Consider the following 22,983-nt stretch of genomic DNA (forward strand, 5'->3'; position numbering starts at 1 on the left):
CGCCGGGCGCGCGCCTGAACCGAAGTCACAACGGGGAGAGACACCATGGGATTTGACGAGGAGTGGGGCCGACTGCGCTCCGACGCCGCGGAGAGCCGGTCGACGGACATGCGGCTGAACAGTGCCGACGCCGGCGGGGCGCCGTCGTCGCTGCCCGCCGGAACCGAGGACCTGGCGGCGACACCCGCCCAGAAGTCGTCGGCGGCGAACACCATAGAGACGGAACTGGAGCCGAACACCAAAAAGGCCGGCGACTGGGCGGACGAGTCCTCAGGGAGTGTGGTCACGGCCCTGGAGGGCTGGGAGACGGCCTTGGGGCTGAAAAAGGTGCAGGAGACCTGGGAAAAGCAGGTGAAGGCACTCATGGGACGTCTCTCGGCGGAGAAGGGCGCGCTGCGCGCCACGTCCGGCCTCTTCGTGCAGAACGACATCAAGATCGACTCTGATTTCGCTCCGCTCAGGTCGAAGCTCAACAACCTGTAGTTGGTCGGCTCACACACGGGGAGTGAACCATGCTGACGTATCACGACGTCCTGACGGCCGACCTCGGCAAGCTCACCACTGCCGCCGACAAGTGGCAGGGCATGGCGGGCGAGTTCAAGAAGGTGGACGACCGTTACGAAGAGACGGTCCAGAAGGTCACCAACGGCCCCGCCTGGAGCGGCGCCAGCGCCGACGCCGCCTCGATACGGTCGGCCGCCACACGCGGCGAGTACTCGGGCGCCCAGACGGAGGCCAAGGCGATAGCAAGCCTGCTGCGTCTGGCCCATACGGAATTCGTCGACCTCAGGAAGAAGGTCGAGTCTGCGCGCGACGATGCCATCGCCGCGGGAATGAAGGTCTCCGCGCAGGGGGACGTGGCGTACGACTACGAGAAGCTCACCGCCGGTGAGAAGAACGCCATGCGTCACGATCCCGACTACATGACCAGTGTGCGCGAGTCGGAGGAGTCGTGGGCCAAGCTCATCAAGGACCGCGTCAAGGCCGTCAATGATTATGATCAAGAGATCAAGAAGGCCCTTGAAGCCGCGGCCGAGGGAACCAACGGCGGCAACGGCTTCAATCGCGACGCCAAGGGAGCGCTCGACTCCGGTACGCAGACAAATCTCAACGCGTGGAAGATGAGGGACGACGAAACCCTCAACGACTACCTTCTCCGCCTTCAGGGGCAGGTGGCGACGAGGGTCACCGGGAGCGAGCAGTTCGGCAATCTGCTGAAGAGCTACCTCTCGGGGACCACCACGCTCGCGGGATTCTCCATGGCAGCCGGCGTTTCCATCGGCACCGGAATCAGCTTGTTCAAGCACTTCAAGGATCCCACACGGATCCTCAATGCCCCGGGAACATTCAAGGGGCGGCTCCTTCAAAAGCATGGCACTCGGTTGCTGAGCGCCGGAGGACTCCTCAACCGGCTGCCCAGCGGGGCGATCAGCGCAATCGCGGGATCTGACGAGGCAGCGATGCTCGGTGGGTATATGAAGAATGGCACGTTCTTCATGCCGGCGGCCTCGGAGGCAAATCTGCTGACCGTAGCGAAGAATGGCGGCCTCGCCAATGCTGCAAAGGCCGCCGGCGCCATGCGCGGACTGGGGGTTGTAGGGTCTGCCGGAGCAACAGTGTGGGGAGTCGCCAACCTCGCCACATACGATTCCGAAAAAATCAGCAACGACCCTGCCAAATTTGCGTCCGATCTCACCGGAACCGCATTCAATGCCTCCCTCACCGCAGCGATGGTAGCTCCCAATCCCGTCACGGTCGGGCTCGCCGTGGGAACGGGAATTGCTTACGGAGGGGCACTCGTATGGGACAACTGGGACTCCATCAAGAGCGGGGCGGGCAAGGCGACCGAGTGGGTCGGCGATACGGCGAGCGAGGTCGGCTCGAAGATTTCCTCGGGTGCGAAGAGCGTCGGAAAATTCCTCAATCCGTTCGACTAGAGAAACCAATCAGCACCGGAAGGGTCGTACAAGCGGTGGGCAAGACAACCTTCAGGCTAGAGCCCTGGGAGACTCGCAACGGCCAGCGCGCAACCCACCAGTTCGGCTGGCGTGGCGATTCGGAGGATTTCGGTGAGGTAGTGGTGACCTACCCGGTGGCGCGCCAGAACCTCACCGTCCTGGTCGGAGCCAAAGGGGATCGCATCCCGGAGACGTGGTTCGAGGGGTTCGGAGAGGGAAAAAGTCCCTCCCTGTCCCTCATGAAGCTCCGCATCGGTACGACGCCGGTAACTGTGAAGAGGAGGGGCTGGGCCCTCACCAAACGGGGTCGTGCGCTGCGGTTCGAGCACGACGGAAGAAAATACACCTGCGTGGCGGTGCGGCGCGGCAAGGACTACCTCGTATCACACGACGGGGTGCGGATCAAAGTAGCGAGCAAGGGGACCGGCGGCAGAAAACACCTCACCGTCGACGTGGACGGAACGGCCGAACCCGTCGATATTTCCCTGGCGGTCATTTTTTCCGGCGTCAACAGAGCAAATCTCACGTTGGGTGGAGCCATCAAGTCTGCGGTGGCAAGATTTTTTGACATGCTGTCCTGAATAAAATGGCGAGGATTTGAAACATGCCGTCGCATGACATGTCCCGAGCACGCTTTCGTTTCTCGGACGAACACATCGCAGTCTTCAGTCACTTGGCCATGGCTGAGCCGATACCCGTCGCTCTGCGTTCCGCAGAGCGAGAACTGAACGAATGCGGGCTGATCAATGATGCAGGCGAGATTTCCGACGGGGTCGCCCCGCTGATCACTACGCTGATGAACCCGACAGCCGTCGTCACCGTCGAGATGATCGGCGGCAACGGAAAACTCGACCACGCGGTGACCATAGGTAACGGATACGTCTTCTCCCGTGAGTCCTGGCCGGGCGAGACCGAGTCGACCTATACCCAGGTCGAGCCGCAGATGCTGGTATGGGCTCTGGCTCACATGGTGAATCTCCAGCGTGCCGATCCCCTCAGCACCGGAGTCCCGTCCGTGGAGAGCACGGTCGGAGTGCTTGACGCGGGGCTCGACAGCCTGAGCACCGTGCCGACCGACGCCGAGGATCCCGCCGAGCACGTCGCGAAGGCATTGGACGCAGCTGGGAGCCTGCAGGGTCCGACGCTCCCCCTCCTCGCCAACATGATCACCGAGCTCCGGTCGAGCTGGCGCATGACCGCTGCTTGGCACGGCGAGGACGAGGGAAAAAGCGGCATGAAGGTGCGCGGATTCGGTATCTGGGACTGCGGGCCGCTCGGCTACTGGCATCGCGAACTGCCGGCGGAACCCGTACTGGAGGGCCAGGTCGGGCCCGAAAACCCCTTGCGGCTCATCCCCGTACGCGCGAAGAGGGTATGGGAAATGATCACCGACATTCTCCCCGAGGAAACGGAAATCACCCGCCACTGATCGGACTCCATATCGGAAGATCCACGAGAAAGGGGCCCATGAGAGCAGGAGACAGAACCTCGTTCGCACTTGACCGGTGGGAGACCCGGCAGGGCCATCGCAGCACCCATCGGTACGGCTGGCGCGGCACATCGGAGGTTTTCGGCACCGTGACGGTGACCTACCCCCTGAGACGCCAGAACACCCGGGCCTGTGTCGGGGTGGAGGGTGAACGTGTACCCGGGTCTTCGTTCGAGGGATTCGCGGACGGGAGCCGCCCGTCCCTGTCCCTCATGGAACTGCGCGTGGGCAGCACGCCCGTCGCACGGAGCAGAAGACGGTGGGCCCTGACGAAGAAGGGGCGTTCGCTGCGGCTCGCCCATGGCGGACACGCGTACATCTGCACGGCCGGCAGGGGCGGGAAGAGCTACGTCCTGGCTCGTGAGGGAGTGCGCGTCGCGGTCTCCCGGAAGGGTCGCGGGAGCGGAAGGCGTCAGGTCGTCGAGGTGAGCGGACCGGCCGAGCCCGCCGACATCTCCATCGCCGTTGTCTTCACCGGCGTCAACAGGGCCAACCTCACCCTGGGAGGGGCCGTCAGATCCACGGCGGCCAGGCTTCTGGACCTCGCCTCCTGACGTTCCGCGTCCGTGGCGGGAGGGACGAGCCGCCCGATCCGGGGCGAGGGACGGCGCCGACTACGGATACTTTGGTCTGCAACTCCGTACCGTGACGAAGAAGGGGAGGCCCCTGATGGGTACTCAGCAGGAGAAGGACGAGCTGTACGCGCTGGACATCAGTGGCGTGGAGTGGCAGGGCGCTCCCGGCACGAGTCCGGACGAGGAGCGGGTGGAGATCGCGTATCTCCCGGGCGGGGCCGTCGCGATGCGGTCGTCCATGGATCACGAGACCGTGCTGCGGTACACCGAGGCCGAGTGGCGGGCGTTCGTGCTCGGGGCCAGGGACGGCGAGTTCGACCTGAAGTGAGCGGGGATCGGCGGTAGGGCCGGAGGACCGCCGGAGGACCGCCGGAGGAGACGGCCGAGGGGCACGCCCGGTACGTACGGTGCGTGCCCCTCCCGTGTTCCCCGGCGCGGGCCGGTCGGTGGTGCCGGGTCAGTACGCCTCGGTGAAGTAACCCGACGCCTTCTTGTCCGTGGCCCGGTAGCCTTCCTTGCCGCCCTCGATGAGCTTGGCGACCTTCTCCAGCTGGTCCTTCATGTGCGTGGCGTTGCCCTTGTACTTGCGCTGGAGGGCCTCGTACTCCCGGTGCGCCTCACCGTCCCACGTGTCGGTGACGACCTTGAGTGCCTGGTCCATCTCCTGAAGGTCCTGGATGATGTTCTTCGACACCGTCCGGATGCGGTTGGCCATCTCCTGGACGCTCTCGTACCGAACCCGGGTCCCCGGATCTGTGCCGGCCATGCTGTTCTCCTCGAAGCTCGAAGTGTGATCGGTCGGCCCTGGGGCCGCGAACGGGTCGGTCGTGTCAGATGTTGTTGAGGCCCGAGGTGTTCTGGTTGGCCTCGGACTTGGCGGCGGCGAACTGGGCGCGCACGTCGTCGTCCTGCTCGTTGCTCAGGTTCTTGGTCTGACCGACCGCGTTCTCCAGGACGGTGAGCAGGCGGAGGATCGAGTCGTGGTCCTCGTTGATCATCACCTGGGCCGAGACGAAGCCCGAGGCGCCGACACCCGTCCACCCGGCGCTGACCGTCGCGATGATGTCGGCCAGTTCCCGGGCCTGCTTGGAGACCTGCTCCTTGGTCTCCGTGATCTTGTTCTTCGCCTGGACGACCGGGTCGTCAGAAAGTCCGAACCCACCTGTGGGGCTGCTCATCCGGAGTCCTATCTATCGGTTCCCAGCCCGGCACACGCGGTCGCCGCCGGGCTTCTTCTCTTCGCGCGCGCCGCCGGAACCGGCCGTGGTGTGTTCCCAGGACGGCCCCGTACGTACGTCGCGCTTGCCCCCGTGTCTCAGAAGAGGGGGAAGCAATGGGTGGGGGTGGCTTTCCGGTGGGACGGGACGGTACGCGTCACTGTCCGGGCGGCGGGAATCCTCTCCGCCGTCCAGCATGTCCCCCGCCATGTCAGGTCCCCCATGACCCCCGTCGACCCCATGGACCTCATCGCACTCGTGAAGCCATGGTCACTCTAGCCATATCCCCTCCCGGCCCCAACACCGGTTTCGGGAGAGAGATCGAGTTCACTCACCGGAATTCATCGGAACTCGCAGCAAAGCGCGCGGCGGTCCCGACCACCCTCCGCGGTCTCTCCCGCTCGCTCCGGTGTCTCCCGCCCGCCGCCGTGTGCTCGTGGCCGCCGTGGTGTGTTCATGGCCGCCGGCGCGAGGCCCCGCGTCGTGTGTCCCGGCGCCGCAGGTCCCGCAGCACGGTGGCCGAGCCCGCGACGACCGCGACGAGCACGCCGCCGATCCCCAGGGCGTACGTGGCGTACCGCTCCGAGCGTTCCTGGGGTGTCTCGGAGAGCGCGAGATGCGCGGGTTCCGGCGCGGGCGGCTTGGGCGGGCCCGGGTCGGGGCGCGGGGACTCGGGCGCGCGGTCGTCCTCGGTGAGCGCGCGGACCGGGTCGACGACACCCCAACCGACGAAGTCGTCATGGCCGTTGACGCTGCGTTCGGCGGTCTGCTCGATCTGCGCGACGACCTGGTGGGCCTTCCACTTCGGGTGCTTGGCGCGCAGCAGCGCGGCGACCCCCGCGACGTACGGGGCGGAGAAGCTCGTCCCGTTGTCGACGCACTGGCCGTTGCCGGGGACGGTGGAGACGATGTCCACACCGGGCGCGGCCACCCCCACGAACGTCCCGGACTGGGAGAACGGCGCGCGCTCGTTGTTGCGGTCGGAGGCGGCGACGGCGAGAACGCCGTCGAAAGCGGCGGGGTAGGTGTTCTTGCGCTTTCCGTCGACACCGTCGTTGCCCGCCGAGGCGACGACGACTATGTCGTTGTCGAGGGCGCGGCGTACGGCGCGGCCCAGGGTGGAGTCCTCCGTCAGCGGCTTCGTGGTGTCCTGGGAGATGTTGATGACGTCGGCCTTCCGGGCGACGGCGTGGTCGATCGCCTTGGCCATGGTGGTGTCCTGGCCGCTGTTCTTCTCGTCGTTCTGGCGGATCGGGATGATGGTGGCCTCGGGGGCCAGTCCGACGAATCCGGTGCCCTTACGGGGGCGCGCGGCGATGATCCCGGCGACCTTGGTGCCGTGGCCGACCTTGTCGTCCGTACCGTCGCCGTCCTTGCCCTTCTCCATCTCCTTGGCCAGGAACTCGGTTCCCGCGGAGGTGTCGACAGCCTTCCTCAGCTGCCGGTTGGTGTTGTCGACCCCGGTGTCGATGACCGCGACGTTCACCCCCTTGCCCTTGGTGTCCGCCCACAGTTCGTCGAGTATCACGCGCTGGAGCGGCCACGGGGTGCCCGCGATCTGCTGCTTCATGGGGAAGGAGCATTCGCCGCTGCCGTTTATCCCGAAGTTCCAGGAGGCTTCCCCGCGCCCCGTACCGGGCCCTTCCGCGGCGGCGGCGACCCGGAACCCGGTCAGGGCCGTGAAAGCCGTCAGAGCCGCCCCGGCGGCCGCCAGGGCGGTTTTCGCGCGTACGTGAGGCATGGCAGCCATCAGGTCCCGGTCCCTCCTCACGAGCCCTGCGGCTGACGCGCGCTGTTGGTGTCGAGGCGCGGTCCCTTCGACAGGAACTCCGACCAGGCGATCGGGACCAGGGCCGGAGTGACCTTCTCGTAGCCGAGCCTTATCTGGGCCTCGCTGGGCTCGGGGCGGCCGTCCTGCTGCTCCTGCCGCTCCCCCGCGCCGATGTCCGACCGCGCCGCGTCGCTGTCGCCGTTCGCCTGGACCGCGTATCGCAGCCCCGTGTCCGTCACCAGGAAGAGCGAACCGTCGGGGTTGGTCTGCCGCCCCCGCACCTGCGTGTAGAGCAGCCCGCTGCCGGGGGTGACGTACGTGCTCGTGCCTCCGGCGGTGATGTCCGCGGGGTACGCCGCGCCGGCCCAGGTGGAGAGCGTCGCGCGGCCCTTGTCGTCGACGGAGCGCAGCACGCTGCACACCGTGTCGCGGGCGCCTTCGCCGCGCTCCGTGTTGACCTGGGTGGTGCGCCGTTCGGGCCAGCGGTTATCCGCGCCGAAGGTCTCCGTGTCCGGCGTGAGCGACTGCGCGTCCACGGTGTCGGCCTCGCCGCCCATCTCCAGGTCGCCGGTCTGCGGGGAGTTGATCAGCAGCCAGGCGGTGAACTCCGACACCGGCTGGACCTTGCCCTGGAGGACGACGTAATGCTGCGGTCCCGCGCCGGTCTGGGCGAGCAGCACCTTCCCCACCCGGTCCTGCTCCGCGGTGAGTCCGCCTCCGACCCCCGCGTCGGAGGCGACCTCTCCGGGGACCTCGGGGAAGTCGACGGGGCTGCCGGTGTGCAGGGTGTCCAGCCAGTCGTCGGTGACGGACTGCGGCTCCCGGTCGCCGACGAGCGCCCGGGTGAGGTTGTCGCTCTGCTTGTCGCGCACCAGGTACTTCGTGCCGTCGGCGTCGACGAGATAACGCTCGCCCTTCTGGCCCTTCACGTACAGCACCTGAGCGCCGGTCAGCCGCTGTCCGCCCTCCGTCCTCCCGAGATCGCGTTCGGCGAAGAGGAACGCGGCCTTCTGGACGCTGCCGCCCTTGCCGGCGCCCGGCTGCTCGCAGACGGCCCACCGCTTGGGCTCGCCCGCGTCCTTCTCGCCGGGCAGCCGGTCGGGCGCGTACGGAATGCCCAGTACGGGGCCGCGCGGGGGCTTGCCCGCGTCCAGGATCTTGTCGGGCACCTGGATGACCGCGAACTGCTTCGGAGTGAGCAGGAGCCGGGCCGACGCGAGGTTCAGCACGGGGTGGAGGAGCGTCTCCTTCTGCTTCCCCTCACCGGTGCTCAGCACCACGTAGCGTGTGGTGGAGTCCTTTCCGACGATCACCTTGGTGTTCGGCTCCGCCCAGTCCTTGGGCGCGGTGGGCTTGAACATCCCCCAGGCCCCGAACCCCGCCAGGATCAGCGCGCCGGCGATCAGTCCGGGCACGACGGCGCGCAACGGTCTGGGTGCGCCTTCCTCCGTGCTGGTGGCCGAGGGTTGGAGAAATGCGGCCACCGTGCGCTTCTTCGCGAAGGTGTACGCGTTGAGCTCATCCCGCCGTGATGCCATGAGTCCCCATCGATGAAAAAAGGCTCGGTCTCCTCCCGGGGACAGGGCACGTCGGCATGGCCCCCGGGCCCTGCCTGAGTGTCGGACCGGCCCCCTACTATGCCTGTAGGCCGGGCGTGCTGGTGGGGCGGGTAGGGTGATCCAGCTGCCAACACCCTGGTCGGCCAGGGTGATCGGGACGAATTGGGGGGTTTCTCCATCATGGCTTCAGCGACGCAGACGCGGCCTGTCGCGACCGCGCCGTCCGCCGCCGCCTCCCCAGGTCAGGCGACGCCCGGACTGAAAGCGCGGCCGGGGCATTTCGGACCGTTTCGAATGCAACAACTCGTCCTGATCGAGCTGGCCGCGGCCGTGCTGCTGGTGGCGTGGGTCATCAGCCCCCTGCTGCTGGTCCCGGCCGGTGTGCTCGCCACGCTGCTGGTGCTGCTGGCCCTGGTGCGCAGGCACCGGCGTGCGCTGCCCGACTGGCTCGCGACGGTTCTCGCGCTGCGCGCCCGCACGCGCAGGGCCGCCTCCCTGGTGATTCCCGCCGGTACGGAGCCGGGGCTGGCGCCCGCCGTGGAGTGCGATCCCGCGCTGCGCACGTACGCGTACAGCGACCGTGACCGGCGCCCGATCGGGCTGATCGGTGACGGCACGTTCCTGACGGTGGTGCTGCAGGTCGAGTCGGACGCCACGGCGCTGCGGCCCGACCGCGCGGCCAGGCCGCTCCCCGTCCGTCTCGTACGGGACGCGCTCGACGTGGACGACGTACGGCTGGAGTCCGCCCAGATCGTGCAGCACACGCAGCCCGCGCCCGCCCCGCATCTGCCGGAGCAGTCGGTGGCGGCCCGCAACTACGCGCCGTTGCAGGCCCTGACGGGCTCCCCCGCCGTACGGATCACGTGGATAGCGCTCAAGCTCGACCCCGAGCTCTGCCCGGAAGCGGTGGCGGCACGGGGCGGCGGTCTGCGGGGCGCCCAGAAGTGTGTGGTGCGCGCCGCGGACCAGCTCTCCAGCCGGCTGGCGGGCGCGGGATTCCGGGCCTCGGTGCTGACCGAGCAGGAGCTGACCGCGGCGATAGCCGTCTCGTCATGCGCCAACCCGCTGGCCATAGCGCAGGCGGGGCGTACGGAGACACCGGTGCGGCGGACCATGGAGACGTCGCGTACGTGGCGCTGCGACGACCGCAGACACACCTCGTACTGGGTGGCCCGCTGGCCGGAGCTCGGCGGCGGGGCGCCGATGCCGCAGCTCGTCGCGCTGCTGACCTCGATCCCGGCGCTCGCGACGACCTTCAGCCTCACGCTGGGGCGCGGTGAGCGGCAGGGGGTGACGGTCAGCGGGCACGTACGGATCACGGGGCGCAGCGACGAGGAGCTGGTGACCGCCCGTCATGAACTGGAGCGCGCGGCCCGCGGGGTGAAGACCGGGCTGGTGCGTCTGGACCGCGAGCAGGTGCCCGCGATGCTCGCCACTCTTCCGCTCGGGGGTACTCGCTGATGTCCGTACCGACCACCGGGCCCGCGTCCGTGCGGGGGCCCGCTCCGGTGACGGCGGCTCCGGGAGCGGCTCCCGGGCCGGCTTCGGCTCCGGCAGGGGGCCTCGCTCCCGCTTCGATGCCCGCGATGATGCGGGAGCCGGTGAGGGGCCGGGGCAGGCCGCGGATCGGTTTCGGGCTGATCGGGCCCCGCCGTGAGCGCCACGCGCTCTCCGTGGACCAGTTGGAGGCGCTGGCCCTGCCGGTCGGGGACGACGGCGTGGTCATCGGCGTGGACGCGGGGAACCGGCCCGCCGTTCTCGGCGTCAACCGGCCCACTCCGTACGACATCACGCTGATCGGTGGCCTGTGGACGGCGCAGGTGCTGGTGCTGCGGGCCGCCGCGACCGGTGCGCGTATCGCCGTGGAGACGGGCCGGGCACATGTCTGGACCGGGCTCGCGCAGGCGGCGGGCGGGGGCACTCCCTGCGTCACGCTGCACGACGTGGGACGGGTGCCGCCCCAGGGCGCCTCCGCCGGCAGCCCGGTGATAGTGGTGCGGGACTGCGGCATGCGGCCGCCGCGTGGGCGTGTGGTGTCGGCGCCGTGGCAGTCGGTGCTGACGCTCCTGCCCTACCTCAGCCCGGTGGCGCCGCGTCTGATGGAGAAGTCGGCGCTCGTCGGCCTTCAGCGGGTGTCGCCGGACGAGGCGGCGCAGATCGGCCGGATCATGAGCCTGCCGCGCGTCGAGACGGAGGCGCTGTCGACGCTCTCCGACGGGGTGACGCTCTGGTGCACCCCGCGGGACCGGCAGTTCGTGATGACGCAGGCGACGGACGCCGAGACCGGATTGTTGGGCAGCGCGCGCCGGATGGACTGAGGGCGCGCGGTACGCACCGGGTGCGGTACACGCCCGGTGCGGTGCGCCCGGTGCGGTTCCGCCCGCCATCACGCGGGCGGATGTAGGGATTTGGCCAAGCTTGCACCGTTCTCACGGACCCGTGTGCCGCCCCGTACGGTGCCGGAGGCGCACGCTCCACGCGGCCGAGACCACGTGGAGGTGGGACGGGGCGTACGGGACGGGCGTTGACGGGGCGGTCCACCCTGCCGTATCGGCGGCGTTGGCGATTAGGGTGGGTACAGGCGCGGGAGCAGAGAACCTGCGGGCAGCCCGGCCGCGTCGCCAGGGGAAGAGCCGGGCGGACCGGAGTGACGGATTCGGCCGCCCCCACCCACCACGGCACAAGGGTGCTCGACCACACCAGGAGGCAAAGTGAACGGCGATCGGGACGAGATCCGTGGCGGCTGGAACCGGCCTGCCGCGGACGATCAGTCCGACGCGGAGCCCGAGATGACGGGTGAGTTCACCATCGACTACACCCCGCCCGCCTGGTACACGCAGAACGCGCCGGGGGACACGACCGGTGGTGGCGCCACGAGCGCACCGGCCTTCACCAACTCTCCCCCGCCGCCCGGCGGCGCGCCCGTCGCGGTGCCGGGGCTGCCGGCGGGGAGCGGCTTCGAGCCCAACTGGGCACCGCAGCCCCCGTCCGCACCGCAGTCCGCGTCCCAGGCGGCTCCGGCTCAGCCCTCGCAGCGGTCGCAGGACGGTGCCGAGCCCGCTCGCGCCGCGGAACCGGCGGCATCGGCGGCCGCGCCCGGAGCGCCGGAGCCGTTCGGCGGCGGCGACGTGGAGAGCGGAGCGACGATGCGGTTCTCCCCGAAGGCGTTGAAGCGCGAGATGGAGAAGCACGAGGCGGCGAAGAACGGCGCGCCGGAGCCGGCCGAGGCCCGGACGGACCCGGCGGCCGACGCCGGCCCGACCGGGGCCGCGGGCAAGGACACGGTCGTCGGCCAGGACGCGGACACCGGCTCGGGCACAGGCGCGGTCTCCGAGGCCGGTGCTGCCCCGGAGGCTGGTGCGGGTGTCGCGGCGGCGGACCCGTCCGCCGCCGTGCGGTCGAGCGGCGCGGGCGACGTGCCCGGTACCGGGGCGGACGACGGGGCGGCGGAGAGCACAAGCGTTCCGCCCGTACCGCCGGCGTCCGAGGAGACGTCCGCCGCGCCGTACGGGGCGGACGCACCGTACGGCGCGGACGGGGCGGCCAAGAACGGGGCGCCTGACGGTGCGGCCGACGGAATCGTGACGACGGACGACGCGCCGGGCCGTGTGGAGTCCGGGGAGCCCGGTGAATCCGGTGCATCCGCCGCGCCGACCTCAACGACCGCACCGGATGTACCGGATGCACCAGCCGCGCCCGTGGCGCAGGACGGTGCCGCCGACGACGCGCCCGCTCCCGCCGCGGCGGCCGAGCCGGCCCCCGAGCCTGAGTCGCCGTCCGAGGCCGCGCCCGAAACCCCCGACGACGGTATTGCGGACGCGATCCTGGCGTCCCCGAGGGCCGAGGCCGCCGACGACGAGCCGTCCGACGAGGTTCCCGTGGCCGAACCGGCGGACGCGGTGCCACCCGTGGTCGTCGCCGACGCCGTCCCGCAGGACGCGGTGCCCGCCGACGAGCCCCAGGACGCTCCTCCGGTCCCCGCACCGGCGCAGCCCTGGGCGCCCCGGCCCGGCGCCGTTCCGGGCGCCGGACTGCCCCCGTTGCCGCCCGCGTTCCAGCCGGCCGCGCCGGGGCCCGCGCCGCAGTGGCCCGTATCGGCGCAGTCGGCCGAGCAGTCGGCCACACCGCAGAGCCAGGCGCCGGCGGTCCCCGCGCAGGCACAGCCCCAGGACCGGCCGCCGGCCGCGCCTCAGGGATCGCCCCAGGGTGCGAGCGCGTGGCCCGCGCTGCCCGCCGCCCCGCAGGCCCAGGGCGGCTACGGCTTCCCACAGCAGACGGGGCCGGCCGGACCCGGCCCGTCCGCCGCCGCCGTACCGGTGCCCCCCGCTCCCGTCCCGCCCGCCCCCGTGCCGCCCGCGGCTCAGCCGCCGGCCGCTCTGCCGCCCGCGGCCTCCGCTTCGGCTCCGGGCACCGGGCCGAATCCGCCGGCCCCGAACGCCCCCGTACCACCCACCGGTTACGGCTTCCCGCAACAGGGGCAGCCGGGCCTCCCGGTTCCCGCACCCGTGCCGCAGCAGGGCGGTTACGGCTTCCCCCAGCCGGGCGCTCCCGGGGCTCCGGGCGCCCCGAACGTTCCCGGCGTTCCGGGCGCTCCGGGCGCTCCCGGAGCACAGCAGCCCCCGCAGGCCGGCTACGGGTTCCCGCAGCAGCAGGGCCGGCCGGGCGCGGATGCCCCCGTCCCCGTACCGCCGGCTCCGTCGGCGCCCCATCTGCCGGTGCCCGCCGCGCCGCACCTGCCCGCCCAGCAGCCCCCGCAGCCGTACCCGGGGCAGACGCCACGACCCCGGGCCGACGAGCCGCCGCAGCTCCACCAGGCGCTGCCGCAGGCCGCGCCCGGTGCGCCGCCCGTCGACCCCCGTACCGGCGCGGCGTGGCCCTCCGCCGTCGCGCACGACCACCGCGAACGCTCCGTACCGGGCGCTCCGCTCGGTTACACGGCGGCTGTTGAACTGTCCTCGGACCGTCTGCTGCGCAACAACAAGCAGAAGCCCAAGAGCAGCCGCAATGCCTCCGGCGGTTCGCGCTTCAAGATCGGCGGGAAGGCCGCCGAGGCGGAGCGGCAGCGCAAGCTCGAACTGATCCGTACACCGGTGCTCTCGTGCTACCGGATCGCGGTCATCAGTCTCAAGGGCGGCGTCGGCAAGACCACGACGACGACCGCGCTGGGCTCGACCCTGGCCTCCGAGCGGCAGGACAAGATCCTGGCGATCGACGCCAACCCCGACGCCGGTACGCTCGGCCGCCGCGTACGGCGCGAGACCGGTGCGACCATCCGCGACCTGGTGCAGGCGATCCCGCACCTCCACAGCTACATGGACATCCGCCGGTTCACCTCGCAGGCGTCGTCCGGGCTGGAGATCATCGCCAACGACGTGGACCCGGCCGTCTCGACGACGTTCAACGACGAGGACTACCGGCGCGCGATCGATGTCCTCGGCAAGCAGTACCCGATCATCCTCACGGACTCGGGCACCGGTCTGCTCTACAGCGCGATGCGCGGCGTGCTGGACCTCGCCGATCAGCTCATCATCATCTCGACGCCCTCCGTGGACGGCGCGAGCAGCGCGTCGACGACGCTCGACTGGCTCTCCGCGCACGGCTACGCGGACCTGGTGCAGCGGTCCCTGACGGTCATCTCCGGGGTCCGCGAGACCGGCAAGATGATCAAGGTGGACGACATCGTGCAGCACTTCGAGACCCGCTGCCGCGGCGTCGTCGTGGTGCCCTTCGACGAGCACCTCTCGGCGGGCGCCGAGGTGGACCTCGACATGATGCGTCCCAAGACACGCGAGGCGTACTTCCATCTCTCGGCGCTGGTCGCGGAGGACTTCGTACGGGCCCAGCAGGCGCAGGGGCTGTGGACCGCGGACGGCCAGCCGCCGCCGCACCTCGCGCCGCCGATGCCGGGCTACCCGGGCATGCCGGTGCAGGGGCAGGCGCCGTATGGGGCGCCCGCCCAGGGGCTGCCGCCGCAGGGTCCGCCGTACGGGCAGCCGATGCACGGTCAGCCCCCGTACGGGGCGCCGCACCCCGCGCAGCACGGACAGCCAGGCCAGCACGGCCAGCAGCCGGGGCAACCGGGACAGCCGCACCAGGGGCAGCCCGTCCACGGACAGCCGTACCCGCCTCAGCAGTACCCGCAGCCGCCGGTGCCCCAGCAGCCACAGCCTCAGCAACCGCACCACGGCCGGCAGCAGCCTCCGGCCACCCCTTACCCGCAGCCGTACCCGCAGCAGCCGTACGGCGGACCGCAGCCGGGGCCCGGCGTCCAGCAGGGCTGGCAGCAGTCGCCGCCCTCCCAGGCGCAGTCCCCCGCGAGCCCGGCGGGGCCCCCGCAGCCCCAGCCCGGGCAGGCCGTCCCACCAGGACAGCAGCCCGCCTCGTACGGTCTGCAGCCGCCGCACGCCCCGGCACCGGACCCCGCGGAAAGGCCCGACGCGCAGCACCCCGTCCCGCCGGGCGGATGGCCTCAGCAGCCGCCGCCGGCAGCTCCGCCAGCGCCTCAGCAGTAGGGCGTCAGAGGTAGAGACCAATGAGGGGCCGCACCGTCTTCACGGTGCGGCCCCTCAGCGCATTCCCGCAGACCACACGCGGTTTGGGCGACCGTTGACGCGGCCGACGAGCGCTGATAAACCTTCGCTTCACCAGTTGGCGAACCAGCATCAACCCGGCTTCTCCGTGCGAGTGATAACGCGAGGTCACCGTCCCATGGTCGAAAGAGTTCCGCCGCGTACGCCGCGACGGGCCGCGCCCCGGCCCGTACACCGGCCCGTACGGCAGCGCCGCCGTTCCCGCCTCCGTCATCTGCCGGCCTCCGTCGCCGCCTCCGTCGCGTTGGTGGCCGGATCGGTGGTCCCGCTCGGTCCGCTGCTCCCGGCGCCGCAGGAGGCCCGGGCAGCCGACGGCAAGAACGTCCTCACCGTCGCGGTGAGTCAGAGCATCGACTCGCTCAGCCCGTTCCTGGCACAGCGGCTGACCAGTACCAGCATCCACCGGCTGGCGTACGAGTACCTCGTCAACTACGACCCGAAGGACGCCCATCCGGTCCCCGGCTTCGCCACCGCGTGGCAGCCGTCCGCCGACAAGTTGACGTGGACGTTCACCATCCGTGGGGACTCGAAGTGGTCCGACGGCCGGAAGGCGACGTCCGAGGACGCCGCCTGGACGTTCAACAAGATGATGACGGACCCGAACGCCGCCACCGCCAACGGCAGCTTCACCGCCAACTTCGCCAAGGTCACAGCGCCCGATCCGGCCACGCTGGTCATCGAGCTGAAAAAGCCTCAGGCCACCATGACCGCGCTCGACGTGCCGATCCTGCCGAAGCACATCTGGGAGAAGGTCGGCGACTTCTCCACGTTCAACAACGACAAGACGTTCCCGATCGTCGGCAATGGTCCGTTCGTCATCACGGACTACAAGGTCGACCAGTACGTCAAGCTCAAGCCCAACAAGGACTTCTGGCGCGGCGCGCCCAAGTTCGACGAGCTGGTATTCAAGTACTACAAGGACGGGGACGCGGCCGTCGCGGCGCTCCAGAAGGGTGAGGTGTCCTTCACCTCCAACCTGACCCCGGCCCAGGCCACGGCGCTGAAGAGCGCCAAGGACATCACGGTGAACAACGCCCCGGGGCGGCGCTTCTACGCGCTCGCCACCAACCCCGGCGCCCGGTCGAAGGACGGAAAGAAGTTCGGCAACGGAAACCCCGCGCTCCTCGACCCCGCCGTACGCAAGGCGCTCTTCCAGGCCGTGGACCGCGGGACGATCGTCGACAAGGTGTTCCAGGGGTACGCCGTCGAGGGCCAGGGCTACATCCCGCCCCGCTTCGCCCCGTACTTCTGGCAGCCCTCGGGCAGTCAGAAGATCGCGTACGACCCGGCCGCGGCGGCGAAGACGCTCGACACCGCCGGCTATCGGAAGGACGGCGACGGCAAACGTCTGGGCAAGGACGGCAAACCGCTCAACTTCCGGATCCTCTGCCATGCCACGGACCCGAACGACAAGTCGATCGGCAAGTACCTCCAGGAGTGGTGGGGCACGCTGGGCATCGGGCTGAAGGTCGAATGCCTCGACAACGTCTCCGACCCCTGGATGGCCGGTGACTACGACCTCGCCTTCGACGGCTGGTCCGTCAACCCCGATCCCGACTTCGTCCTCTCCATCCACACCTGCGGTGCGCTCCCCGCCACGCCGAAGGACACCGGGGCGACCGACAACTTCATCTGCGACAAGCGGCTTGACGAGCTGTACGCGCAGCAGTCGGCGGAGTACGACACCGCCAAGCGGGCGGAACTGGTCAAGCAGATGGAGTCACGGCTGTACGACACCGGGTACATGAACGTCATGGCGTATCCGAACGCGGTCGAGGCGTACCGCACCGACCAGATCAAGTCGATCACGACGATGCCGGAGGCCGCCGGGAACATCTGGGGCCAGGACGGCTACTGGAGCTGGTGGTCCGCGGTGCCCGCCGACGGCGGTGGGGAAGGCTCCGACGCCGGTGGGTCCTCGTCGACCGGTGTCCTGATCGGGGTCGGCGCCGTCGTCGTGGTCGCCGCGGCGCTCGGGGGCTTCCTCATGCTGCGGCGCCGCTCCACCGCGGAAGACCGTGAATAGGCCGTGAGCACCGCGAGCACGCCCCGTACGGTGCGGGACGCGGCGGACGGCCCGGTGGAGACCGGGCCGTCCGGCCCCGCCCCGCGCGCCGCCTCGGGAACCAGGACCGCGTACCCGCTCTATGTGGCGGGGAAGCTGGGCGGGGCGCTCGTGTCGCTCTTCGCCGTCCTCGTCACCAGCTTCTTCCTCTTCCGGATCATCCCCGGTGACCCGGTCAAGGCGATGACCCATGGGGTGCCGACGTCCGCCGAACAGTTGGCGACGCTGCGCCGGCAGTTCGGTCTGGATCTGCCGCTGTGGCAGCAGTTCACCGACTACTGCGTCAAGGCGCTCAGCGGCGATCTGGGCACCTCGTACCAGTTCCACGCGCCGGTGGGCGAGCTGATCGTCCAGAAGCTGCCCGCGACGCTGCTGCTCACGGGCGTCGCTGTGGTGATCTACTCGGCGCTCGGGCTCTGGCTCGGTACGCGCTCCGCGTGGCGCAACGGAAGCCTCGGCGACCGGCTCAACACCGGTGTGGCGCTGACGCTGTGGTCCGTGCCGGCCTTCTGGCTCGGGCTGCTGCTGATCATCTTCTTCTCGGTGGGCATCGGACCGGTGCCCGGGATGTTCCCGACCGGCGGGATGGAGTCGGGTGACACGACCGGCTTCGCGTACGTCGTGGACGTGGCGCACCACATGGTGCTGCCGGTGACCACACTGGTCGCGGTCGGCTACGCGCAGACGCTGCTCGTCATGCGGTCCTCGCTGCTGGACGAGATGGGCAGCGACTATCTGACGACGGCGCGCGCGAAGGGGCTGCGGGACGATCTGGTCCGCCGCCGCCACGCGGTGCCCAACGCGATGCTGCCCACTGTCACGATGGTGTTCATCAATCTGGGCCATGTGGCTGCCGGTTCGATCCTCGTCGAAACGGTGTTCTCCTGGCCGGGGCTCGGCGGGCTGTTCTACGCGGCGCTCAGCGTGCCGGACCTGCCGCTCGTCCAGGGGCTGTTCGTCGTCTTCGCCGGCGCGATGATCGTGATGAACCTCCTCGCCGACCTGTTGTATCCGCTGCTCGATCCCCGGGTGGGCCGATGACTCTGGAGAAGACACCGCCGTCGCCCGATCCGTCCGCCTCGGGGGAGGCGGCCACGACTGCTGAGGCGGCGGCTGAGGCTGCCGCCAAGGCGACTGTCGATGCGGCGGCTGAGGCGACTGCGCCTGCTGAAGCAGCCTCCGCAGCGGCGGAGCCGCCGGCCGCGGGGCCGTCGGCCGCCTCCCTCAGCTGGGCCCGGCGGCGCGGCTCGGTGGTCCGCTTCTGGGCGCAGTACCGCGCGCACCGTGCGGGGCTGTTCGGCCTCGCGGGGCTCGCCCTCATCGCGCTGCTCGCACTCCTCGCGCCGCTGCTCGTCGGCAGCGACGTGGCGAGTGTGACGGACGCCCCGGGCACGGCCCTGGAGAAGCCCAGCGGTGAGTTCCCGCTCGGTACCGACCAGTTCGGCCGGTCGCTGCTGGGGCTGTTGATCTGGGGCTCACGGGTCTCGCTCACCGTCGGTCTGCTGGCCGCCGCGCTCTCCGTGGCCATCGGCACGTTGGTCGGCGTCGTCGCGGGTCACTACGGGGGCTGGTTCGCCACCGTGGTCATGCGGATCACTGACTGGTTCCTGGTGATGCCGACCCTGGTGCTGGCCATCGTGCTGGCGACGGTCATGTCCCGGTCCATCTGGACGGTGATCCTGGCGATCGGCGTCACGAGCTGGCCGACGACGGCACGGCTGGTCCGGGCACAGACGATCGCCGTCGAGTCCCGCCCGTACATCGAGCGCGCCCGTGCGCTCGGCGGCGGGCACCGGCACATCATGACGCGCCACGTGCTGCCCAATGTGATGCCGCTGGTGCTCGCCCAGACGACGCTGGGCATCTCCAGCGCCATCCTGACCGAGGCCACGCTCGCCTTTCTCGGTCTCGGCGACCCGGTCATCATCTCGTGGGGCGGCATGCTCCAGGACGCGCGCGAGGCGGGCGCCGTCTCGTCCGGGCACTGGTGGTACCTGGCTCCGCCCGGTATCGCGATCGCGTTCGTCGCGCTCGCCTTCACGCTCTGCGGCCGTGCCGTCGAGGCCGTGCTCAACCCGAAGCTGGGGGTTTCCCGTTGACCACCACGACAGGCGTGCCAACCGAGGCGGGCGCGGGTGGCGCCGTCAGCCTGCTGGAGGTCAGGAACCTACAGGTGACGTACGGCACGGGGCCCACCGCCGTGCCCGCCGTACGGGGCGTCGACCTGACCGTCGGCTCCGGCAGCAAGCTGGGCATCGCGGGCGAGTCGGGGTGCGGCAAGTCCACCCTCGCCCTGGCGCTGCTCCGGCTGCTGCCACCCGCGGCGAAGCTCTCCGGGGAGATCCTGCTCGACGGAGAGGACGTCCTCACCATGAAGTGGGGCCGGCTGCGCGCCGTACGGTGGGCGGGCGCGTCGATCGTCTTCCAAGGCGCCATGCACTCGCTCAACGCGGTGCACCGGATCGGGGACCAGATCGCCGAACCGGTGCTGCTGCACCGGCGGACCACGCCCGGTGCCGCGCGGGCGCGCGCCGCGGAGCTGCTGGAGCAGGTCGGGCTCTCGGCCGCCCGCGCCGACGCGTATCCGCACGAGCTGTCCGGCGGCCAGCGCCAGCGCGTCATGATCGCGATGGCACTCGCCTGCGACCCGCGCCTGATCGTCGCGGACGAGCCGACCACGGCGCTCGACGTGATGATCCAGGCGCAGATCCTGCGGCTGATCGAACAGCTCGTCGCCGACCAGAACATCAGCCTGCTGATGATCAGTCACGACCTGGCCGTACTGGCGGACACCTGCGACCGGCTCGCCGTGATGTACGCGGGCCGGATCGTCGAGGAGGGCCCCGCACGGGGCATGTACGACGCGGCTGAGCACCCGTACGGCCGCGCCCTCTCCGCCGCGTTCCCGCGGATCGGGGACCTCGCGTCGCGCCGTGCGCCGCGCGGGCTGCCCGGCGACCCGCCCGACCCGGCGGCGCTGCCGTCCGGCTGTACCTTCCATCCGCGCTGTCCCGTCGCGCTGGACTCCTGCGCCCGCGACGACCAGACGCTGCGCGACGTGGGCCCCGGGCACCGCGCGGCGTGCGTACGGGCGGGCGCGCCGATCGCCGCGGGCGCCGTGGACTCCCCGCCATGACATCGGGCACCGTACGCCGCGGCGCTACGGCCATGGTTCACGTGGCCGCAGCCGCAGCTGTGCCCGCGCCGGTGACGCGTGATCGACCGGCCGCGCGCGTCGCGCCGTGCGCTGCTCTGTGGGCCGCCCCGTACGCCGCTCTATGGGGCGCCCCGTACGGCGCGCTGTCCGCTGCCCTGCTGCCCCCTACCCGCGCGCCGTACGACGCGGATACGGGGCGGCACGCGGCGCGCGACACAACGTGTCCGTACCGATCCGCGCACACGACCCGCCCGACGCCGTCCCCTTCGCACGCTCCGTACGGACCGTACGGGCGGGCAACGCACCACAGTGGCCCGTAACGCCGCCGGGCTGCCATCTCCGAGGAGCCAGCCATGACGACCATCCCCGCGCCGTCGGCACCCCTGCCGCGGACGCCGCTGCTCTCGGCCACCGGGCTGAGCGTGACCTTCCCCGGGCGGCGCGGCGCGGCGCCCGCCCGCGCCGTCGACGGGGTCGACCTCGACATTGCTCCCGCGGAGATCGTCGCCCTGGTCGGCGAGTCCGGCTGCGGCAAGACGACACTGGCCCGCTCGCTGCTCGGTCTGGTGTCCCCCACGACGGGCACGGTCGCCTTCGCCGGAGAGCCCCTGGGATACGGCTCGCGCGCCCTCAAGGCGTACCGCCGGCGTGTCCAGCTCGTGCTCCAGGACCCGAGCGGCTCACTCAACCCGCGCCACACCGTGTACGACGCGGTGGCCGAGGGCCTGCGGATCCACGGCCACCAGGGCGACGAGCGCGCGGCCGTGGCGGAGGCCCTGTCCCGCGCGGGACTGCGACCGCCCGAGCGCTTCTTCCTGCGTTACCCGCACGAGCTGTCCGGCGGACAGCGCCAGCGCGTCGTCATCGCGGGCGCCCTGGTCCTGAAGCCCGAACTGATCGTCGCGGATGAGCCGGTGGCGTCCCTGGATGCCTCCGTACGGGGCGAGATCCTGGCGCTGCTGCTCTCACTGCGCGACGAACTGGGGCTCTCCGCGCTGGTGGTGACGCACGACCTGGGACTCGCGTGGAACATCGCCGACCGGGTGGCCGTGATGTACCTCGGCCGGATCGTGGAGACCGGCCCCGTCGAGGACGTCCTGACGGCGCCTCAGCACCCGTACACGCAGGCGCTGCTCTCCGTGCTGCCCGAGTCGGACGGCGTCCCGGTCGTCCTCACGGGCGAGCCGCCGGATCCGTCCCGTATCCCGCAGGGCTGCCGCTTCCACGCACGGTGCCAGGTGCTCGCATCGGGCGCCGCGGAGCGGGCAGGTGTCGCGGACCGCTGCCGTACGGCGCCGCTGCCGGTACTGACGGGCGGCTCCGGGGCGCAGGTCGCCTGCCACGCCGCGCAGACGGCGCGCGCTACGGGGTGACATACGGGGTCTCCTTACGGGGTGGGGCATCGCGCCGCCGCGCTGAGCAGGGGCCGCGTCACCGCTCCGTACGGGGCCTCCGTACAGAGGCCCCGTACGGAGCCCTGCCTCACGCGGCGTACGGGGCGCACATGCGCCGTACGGCGCACGGAACAAGCCCCGCACGGCGCTACGACGCGTCGTACGACTCCGTCAGGGCCCGGGCCCGTTTCACATCGTCCGCCATGGCTTCGAGCAGCGCGTCGATGGACTCGAACTTGCGCATGCCGCGTACGTACGACAAGAAGTCCACCGTGACGTGGAGCCCGTACAGGTCCAGCCCCACCCGGTCGATCGCGTAGGCCTCGACCGTCCGGTCGACGCCTTCGAACTGGGGGTTCGTGCCCACGGAGATCGCGGCGGGCATCCGCTCGCCGTCGGCCGTGAGCCACCCCGCGTAGACGCCGTCGGCCGGGACCGCGGTGTGCGGCAGGGTCTCCACGTTGGCGGTCGGGAAGCCGAGTTCACGTCCGCGCTGCGCACCGCGCACCACCACGCCCTCGACACGGTGCGGCCGGCCAAGGATCTCCGCCGCCCCCTCGACGTCGCCCTCGGCGACGAGGCGGCGCGTCAGGGTGGAGGAGAAGGGCTCTCCGCCGCCCGCCGAACCGCTCACGTACAGGTCGACGACCTCGACCTCGTAGTCGTACGTCGCGCCCAGGTCGGAGAGGACGGCGACATTGCCCGCCGCCTTGTGGCCGAAGCGGAAGTTCGGGCCCTCGATGACGGCGCGGGCGTGCAACTTGTCGACCAGCACCTTCACGATGAAGTCCGCGGGCGACAGCTTCGAGAACTCCAGTGTGAAGGGCAGGATCAGCAGCGCGTCCACACCCAGTCCCGCCATCAGCTCCGCGCGCCGGTGGTGCGGGGCGAGGAGCGGCGGGTGGCTGCCGGGACGTACAACCTCGCTGGGGTGCGGGTCGAAGGTCACCACGACCGACGGTACGCCCAGCTCGCGCGCCCTCTCGACGGCACGTCCGATGATGAGCTGGTGCCCGCGGTGCACTCCGTCGTAGGAGCCGATGGTGACGACGCTGCGCCCCCAGTCCTGGGGGATGTCCGCCAAGCCACGCCAGCGCTGCACTGAGACCGCTCCTCGCCCGAACCCGTGTACGTCTTTTCCAGTCACGCAATGCTAAGACTGCCATGCCCCGCGCTTGCGCTCCCCAATGCCCCCGTAGTGCACTCCG

Annotated in this window: 19 protein-coding genes; 14 read left to right on the top strand and 5 right to left on the bottom strand. The window is 70.6% G+C overall.

Annotation, left to right across the window (positions count from 1 at the left end):
• Positions 1-45: 45 nt before the first annotated feature.
• The 6 genes from ACFXKG_RS27180 to ACFXKG_RS27205 all read left to right on the top strand — a co-directional run bounded on the left by ACFXKG_RS27180 (position 46) and on the right by ACFXKG_RS27205 (position 4,350).
• On the top strand, positions 46-483 hold the full coding sequence (locus tag ACFXKG_RS27180; protein ID WP_384844316.1) for a hypothetical protein: 438 nt from the start codon (positions 46-48) through the stop codon (positions 481-483).
• Positions 484-512: 29 nt separating this feature from the next.
• Positions 513-1,937, top strand: coding sequence for a hypothetical protein (locus ACFXKG_RS27185; RefSeq protein ID WP_384844319.1), 1,425 nt, complete (start codon positions 513-515; stop codon positions 1,935-1,937).
• A 35-nt stretch (positions 1,938-1,972) separates the two neighbouring features.
• Positions 1,973-2,539 (top strand): hypothetical protein, encoded by a 567-nt coding sequence (locus tag ACFXKG_RS27190; RefSeq protein WP_384844322.1) that lies wholly within the window; start codon positions 1,973-1,975, stop codon positions 2,537-2,539.
• 23 nt (positions 2,540-2,562) lie between these two features.
• Complete coding sequence (locus ACFXKG_RS27195) at positions 2,563-3,387, top strand: hypothetical protein (RefSeq protein WP_384844324.1); 825 nt, start codon at positions 2,563-2,565, stop codon at positions 3,385-3,387.
• Positions 3,388-3,671: 284 nt separating this feature from the next.
• The gene (locus ACFXKG_RS27200; protein WP_384844327.1) at positions 3,672-4,001 is read left to right on the top strand and encodes a hypothetical protein; all 330 of its coding nucleotides are present in this window, start codon (positions 3,672-3,674) and stop codon (positions 3,999-4,001) included.
• A gap of 115 nt (positions 4,002-4,116) precedes the next feature.
• Positions 4,117-4,350 (top strand): DUF397 domain-containing protein, encoded by a 234-nt coding sequence (locus tag ACFXKG_RS27205; RefSeq protein ID WP_384844330.1) that lies wholly within the window; start codon positions 4,117-4,119, stop codon positions 4,348-4,350.
• A 129-nt stretch (positions 4,351-4,479) separates the two neighbouring features.
• Here the strand turns inward: ACFXKG_RS27205 and ACFXKG_RS27210 are convergent, their stop codons facing one another.
• From ACFXKG_RS27210 to eccB, 4 genes are all read right to left on the bottom strand, one after another.
• The gene (locus ACFXKG_RS27210; protein ID WP_384844333.1) at positions 4,480-4,788 is read right to left on the bottom strand and encodes a WXG100 family type VII secretion target; all 309 of its coding nucleotides are present in this window, start codon (positions 4,786-4,788) and stop codon (positions 4,480-4,482) included.
• A gap of 64 nt (positions 4,789-4,852) precedes the next feature.
• Positions 4,853-5,200 carry a WXG100 family type VII secretion target gene (locus ACFXKG_RS27215; RefSeq protein WP_384844336.1) on the bottom strand — a complete coding sequence of 116 codons (348 nt, stop codon included), beginning with the start codon at positions 5,198-5,200 and terminating at the stop codon, positions 4,853-4,855.
• 493 nt (positions 5,201-5,693) lie between these two features.
• Positions 5,694-6,980 (bottom strand): type VII secretion-associated serine protease mycosin, encoded by a 1,287-nt coding sequence (mycP, locus tag ACFXKG_RS27220; RefSeq protein ID WP_384844588.1) that lies wholly within the window; start codon positions 6,978-6,980, stop codon positions 5,694-5,696.
• 26 nt (positions 6,981-7,006) lie between these two features.
• The gene (gene eccB / locus ACFXKG_RS27225; protein ID WP_384844339.1) at positions 7,007-8,548 is read right to left on the bottom strand and encodes a type VII secretion protein EccB; all 1,542 of its coding nucleotides are present in this window, start codon (positions 8,546-8,548) and stop codon (positions 7,007-7,009) included.
• Between the two features lie 201 nt (positions 8,549-8,749).
• Between eccB and eccE the strand changes: the two genes are divergently transcribed.
• From eccE to ACFXKG_RS27265, 8 genes are all read left to right on the top strand, one after another.
• Positions 8,750-10,030, top strand: a complete 1,281-nt coding sequence (gene eccE, locus ACFXKG_RS27230) for a type VII secretion protein EccE (protein ID WP_384844342.1) — start codon at positions 8,750-8,752, stop codon at positions 10,028-10,030.
• A 116-nt stretch (positions 10,031-10,146) separates the two neighbouring features.
• Positions 10,147-10,887: a hypothetical protein gene (locus ACFXKG_RS27235; RefSeq protein ID WP_384844345.1), complete on the top strand. Its 741-nt coding sequence runs from the start codon at positions 10,147-10,149 to the stop codon at positions 10,885-10,887.
• Positions 10,888-11,280: 393 nt separating this feature from the next.
• Positions 11,281-15,081 carry an SCO5717 family growth-regulating ATPase gene (locus ACFXKG_RS27240; protein ID WP_384844348.1) on the top strand — a complete coding sequence of 1,267 codons (3,801 nt, stop codon included), beginning with the start codon at positions 11,281-11,283 and terminating at the stop codon, positions 15,079-15,081.
• A gap of 196 nt (positions 15,082-15,277) precedes the next feature.
• The gene (locus tag ACFXKG_RS27245) at positions 15,278-17,185 is read left to right on the top strand and encodes an ABC transporter substrate-binding protein (RefSeq protein WP_384844351.1); all 1,908 of its coding nucleotides are present in this window, start codon (positions 15,278-15,280) and stop codon (positions 17,183-17,185) included.
• A gap of 3 nt (positions 17,186-17,188) precedes the next feature.
• Positions 17,189-18,265 carry an ABC transporter permease gene (locus ACFXKG_RS27250; protein ID WP_384844354.1) on the top strand — a complete coding sequence of 359 codons (1,077 nt, stop codon included), beginning with the start codon at positions 17,189-17,191 and terminating at the stop codon, positions 18,263-18,265.
• Entirely contained in the window at positions 18,262-19,323 is a 1,062-nt protein-coding gene (locus ACFXKG_RS27255; RefSeq protein WP_384844357.1) for an ABC transporter permease, read from the top strand. The genes ACFXKG_RS27250 and ACFXKG_RS27255 overlap by 4 nt, the downstream gene beginning before the upstream one ends.
• 14 nt (positions 19,324-19,337) lie before the next feature.
• Positions 19,338-20,360: an ABC transporter ATP-binding protein gene (locus ACFXKG_RS27260; protein WP_384844360.1), complete on the top strand. Its 1,023-nt coding sequence runs from the start codon at positions 19,338-19,340 to the stop codon at positions 20,358-20,360.
• A 374-nt stretch (positions 20,361-20,734) separates the two neighbouring features.
• Positions 20,735-21,754: an oligopeptide/dipeptide ABC transporter ATP-binding protein gene (locus ACFXKG_RS27265; protein ID WP_384844363.1), complete on the top strand. Its 1,020-nt coding sequence runs from the start codon at positions 20,735-20,737 to the stop codon at positions 21,752-21,754.
• A 169-nt stretch (positions 21,755-21,923) separates the two neighbouring features.
• On the opposite strand, the gene ACFXKG_RS27270 is transcribed toward ACFXKG_RS27265, so the two are convergent.
• On the bottom strand, positions 21,924-22,877 hold the full coding sequence (locus ACFXKG_RS27270) for a bifunctional riboflavin kinase/FAD synthetase (RefSeq protein WP_384844366.1): 954 nt from the start codon (positions 22,875-22,877) through the stop codon (positions 21,924-21,926).
• Between the last annotated feature and the right edge of the window lie 106 nt (positions 22,878-22,983).

This window comes from Streptomyces sp. NPDC059255, from assembly GCF_042752355.1.
GTDB lineage: Bacteria > Actinomycetota > Actinomycetes > Streptomycetales > Streptomycetaceae > Streptomyces.

Coding starts and splice junctions, on each gene's coding strand:
- ACFXKG_RS27180 (WP_384844316.1), top strand. CDS start 46: ATGGGATTTGACGAGGAGTGGGGCCGACTGCGCTCCGACGCCGCGGAG.
- ACFXKG_RS27185 (WP_384844319.1), top strand. CDS start 513: ATGCTGACGTATCACGACGTCCTGACGGCCGACCTCGGCAAGCTCACC.
- ACFXKG_RS27195 (WP_384844324.1), top strand. CDS start 2,563: ATGCCGTCGCATGACATGTCCCGAGCACGCTTTCGTTTCTCGGACGAA.
- ACFXKG_RS27205 (WP_384844330.1), top strand. CDS start 4,117: ATGGGTACTCAGCAGGAGAAGGACGAGCTGTACGCGCTGGACATCAGT.
- ACFXKG_RS27210 (WP_384844333.1), bottom strand. CDS start 4,788: ATGGCCGGCACAGATCCGGGGACCCGGGTTCGGTACGAGAGCGTCCAG.
- ACFXKG_RS27215 (WP_384844336.1), bottom strand. CDS start 5,200: ATGAGCAGCCCCACAGGTGGGTTCGGACTTTCTGACGACCCGGTCGTC.
- mycP (WP_384844588.1), bottom strand. CDS start 6,980: ATGCCTCACGTACGCGCGAAAACCGCCCTGGCGGCCGCCGGGGCGGCT.
- eccB (WP_384844339.1), bottom strand. CDS start 8,548: ATGGCATCACGGCGGGATGAGCTCAACGCGTACACCTTCGCGAAGAAG.
- eccE (WP_384844342.1), top strand. CDS start 8,750: ATGGCTTCAGCGACGCAGACGCGGCCTGTCGCGACCGCGCCGTCCGCC.
- ACFXKG_RS27235 (WP_384844345.1), top strand. CDS start 10,147: ATGCCCGCGATGATGCGGGAGCCGGTGAGGGGCCGGGGCAGGCCGCGG.
- ACFXKG_RS27245 (WP_384844351.1), top strand. CDS start 15,278: ATGGTCGAAAGAGTTCCGCCGCGTACGCCGCGACGGGCCGCGCCCCGG.
- ACFXKG_RS27255 (WP_384844357.1), top strand. CDS start 18,262: ATGACTCTGGAGAAGACACCGCCGTCGCCCGATCCGTCCGCCTCGGGG.
- ACFXKG_RS27265 (WP_384844363.1), top strand. CDS start 20,735: ATGACGACCATCCCCGCGCCGTCGGCACCCCTGCCGCGGACGCCGCTG.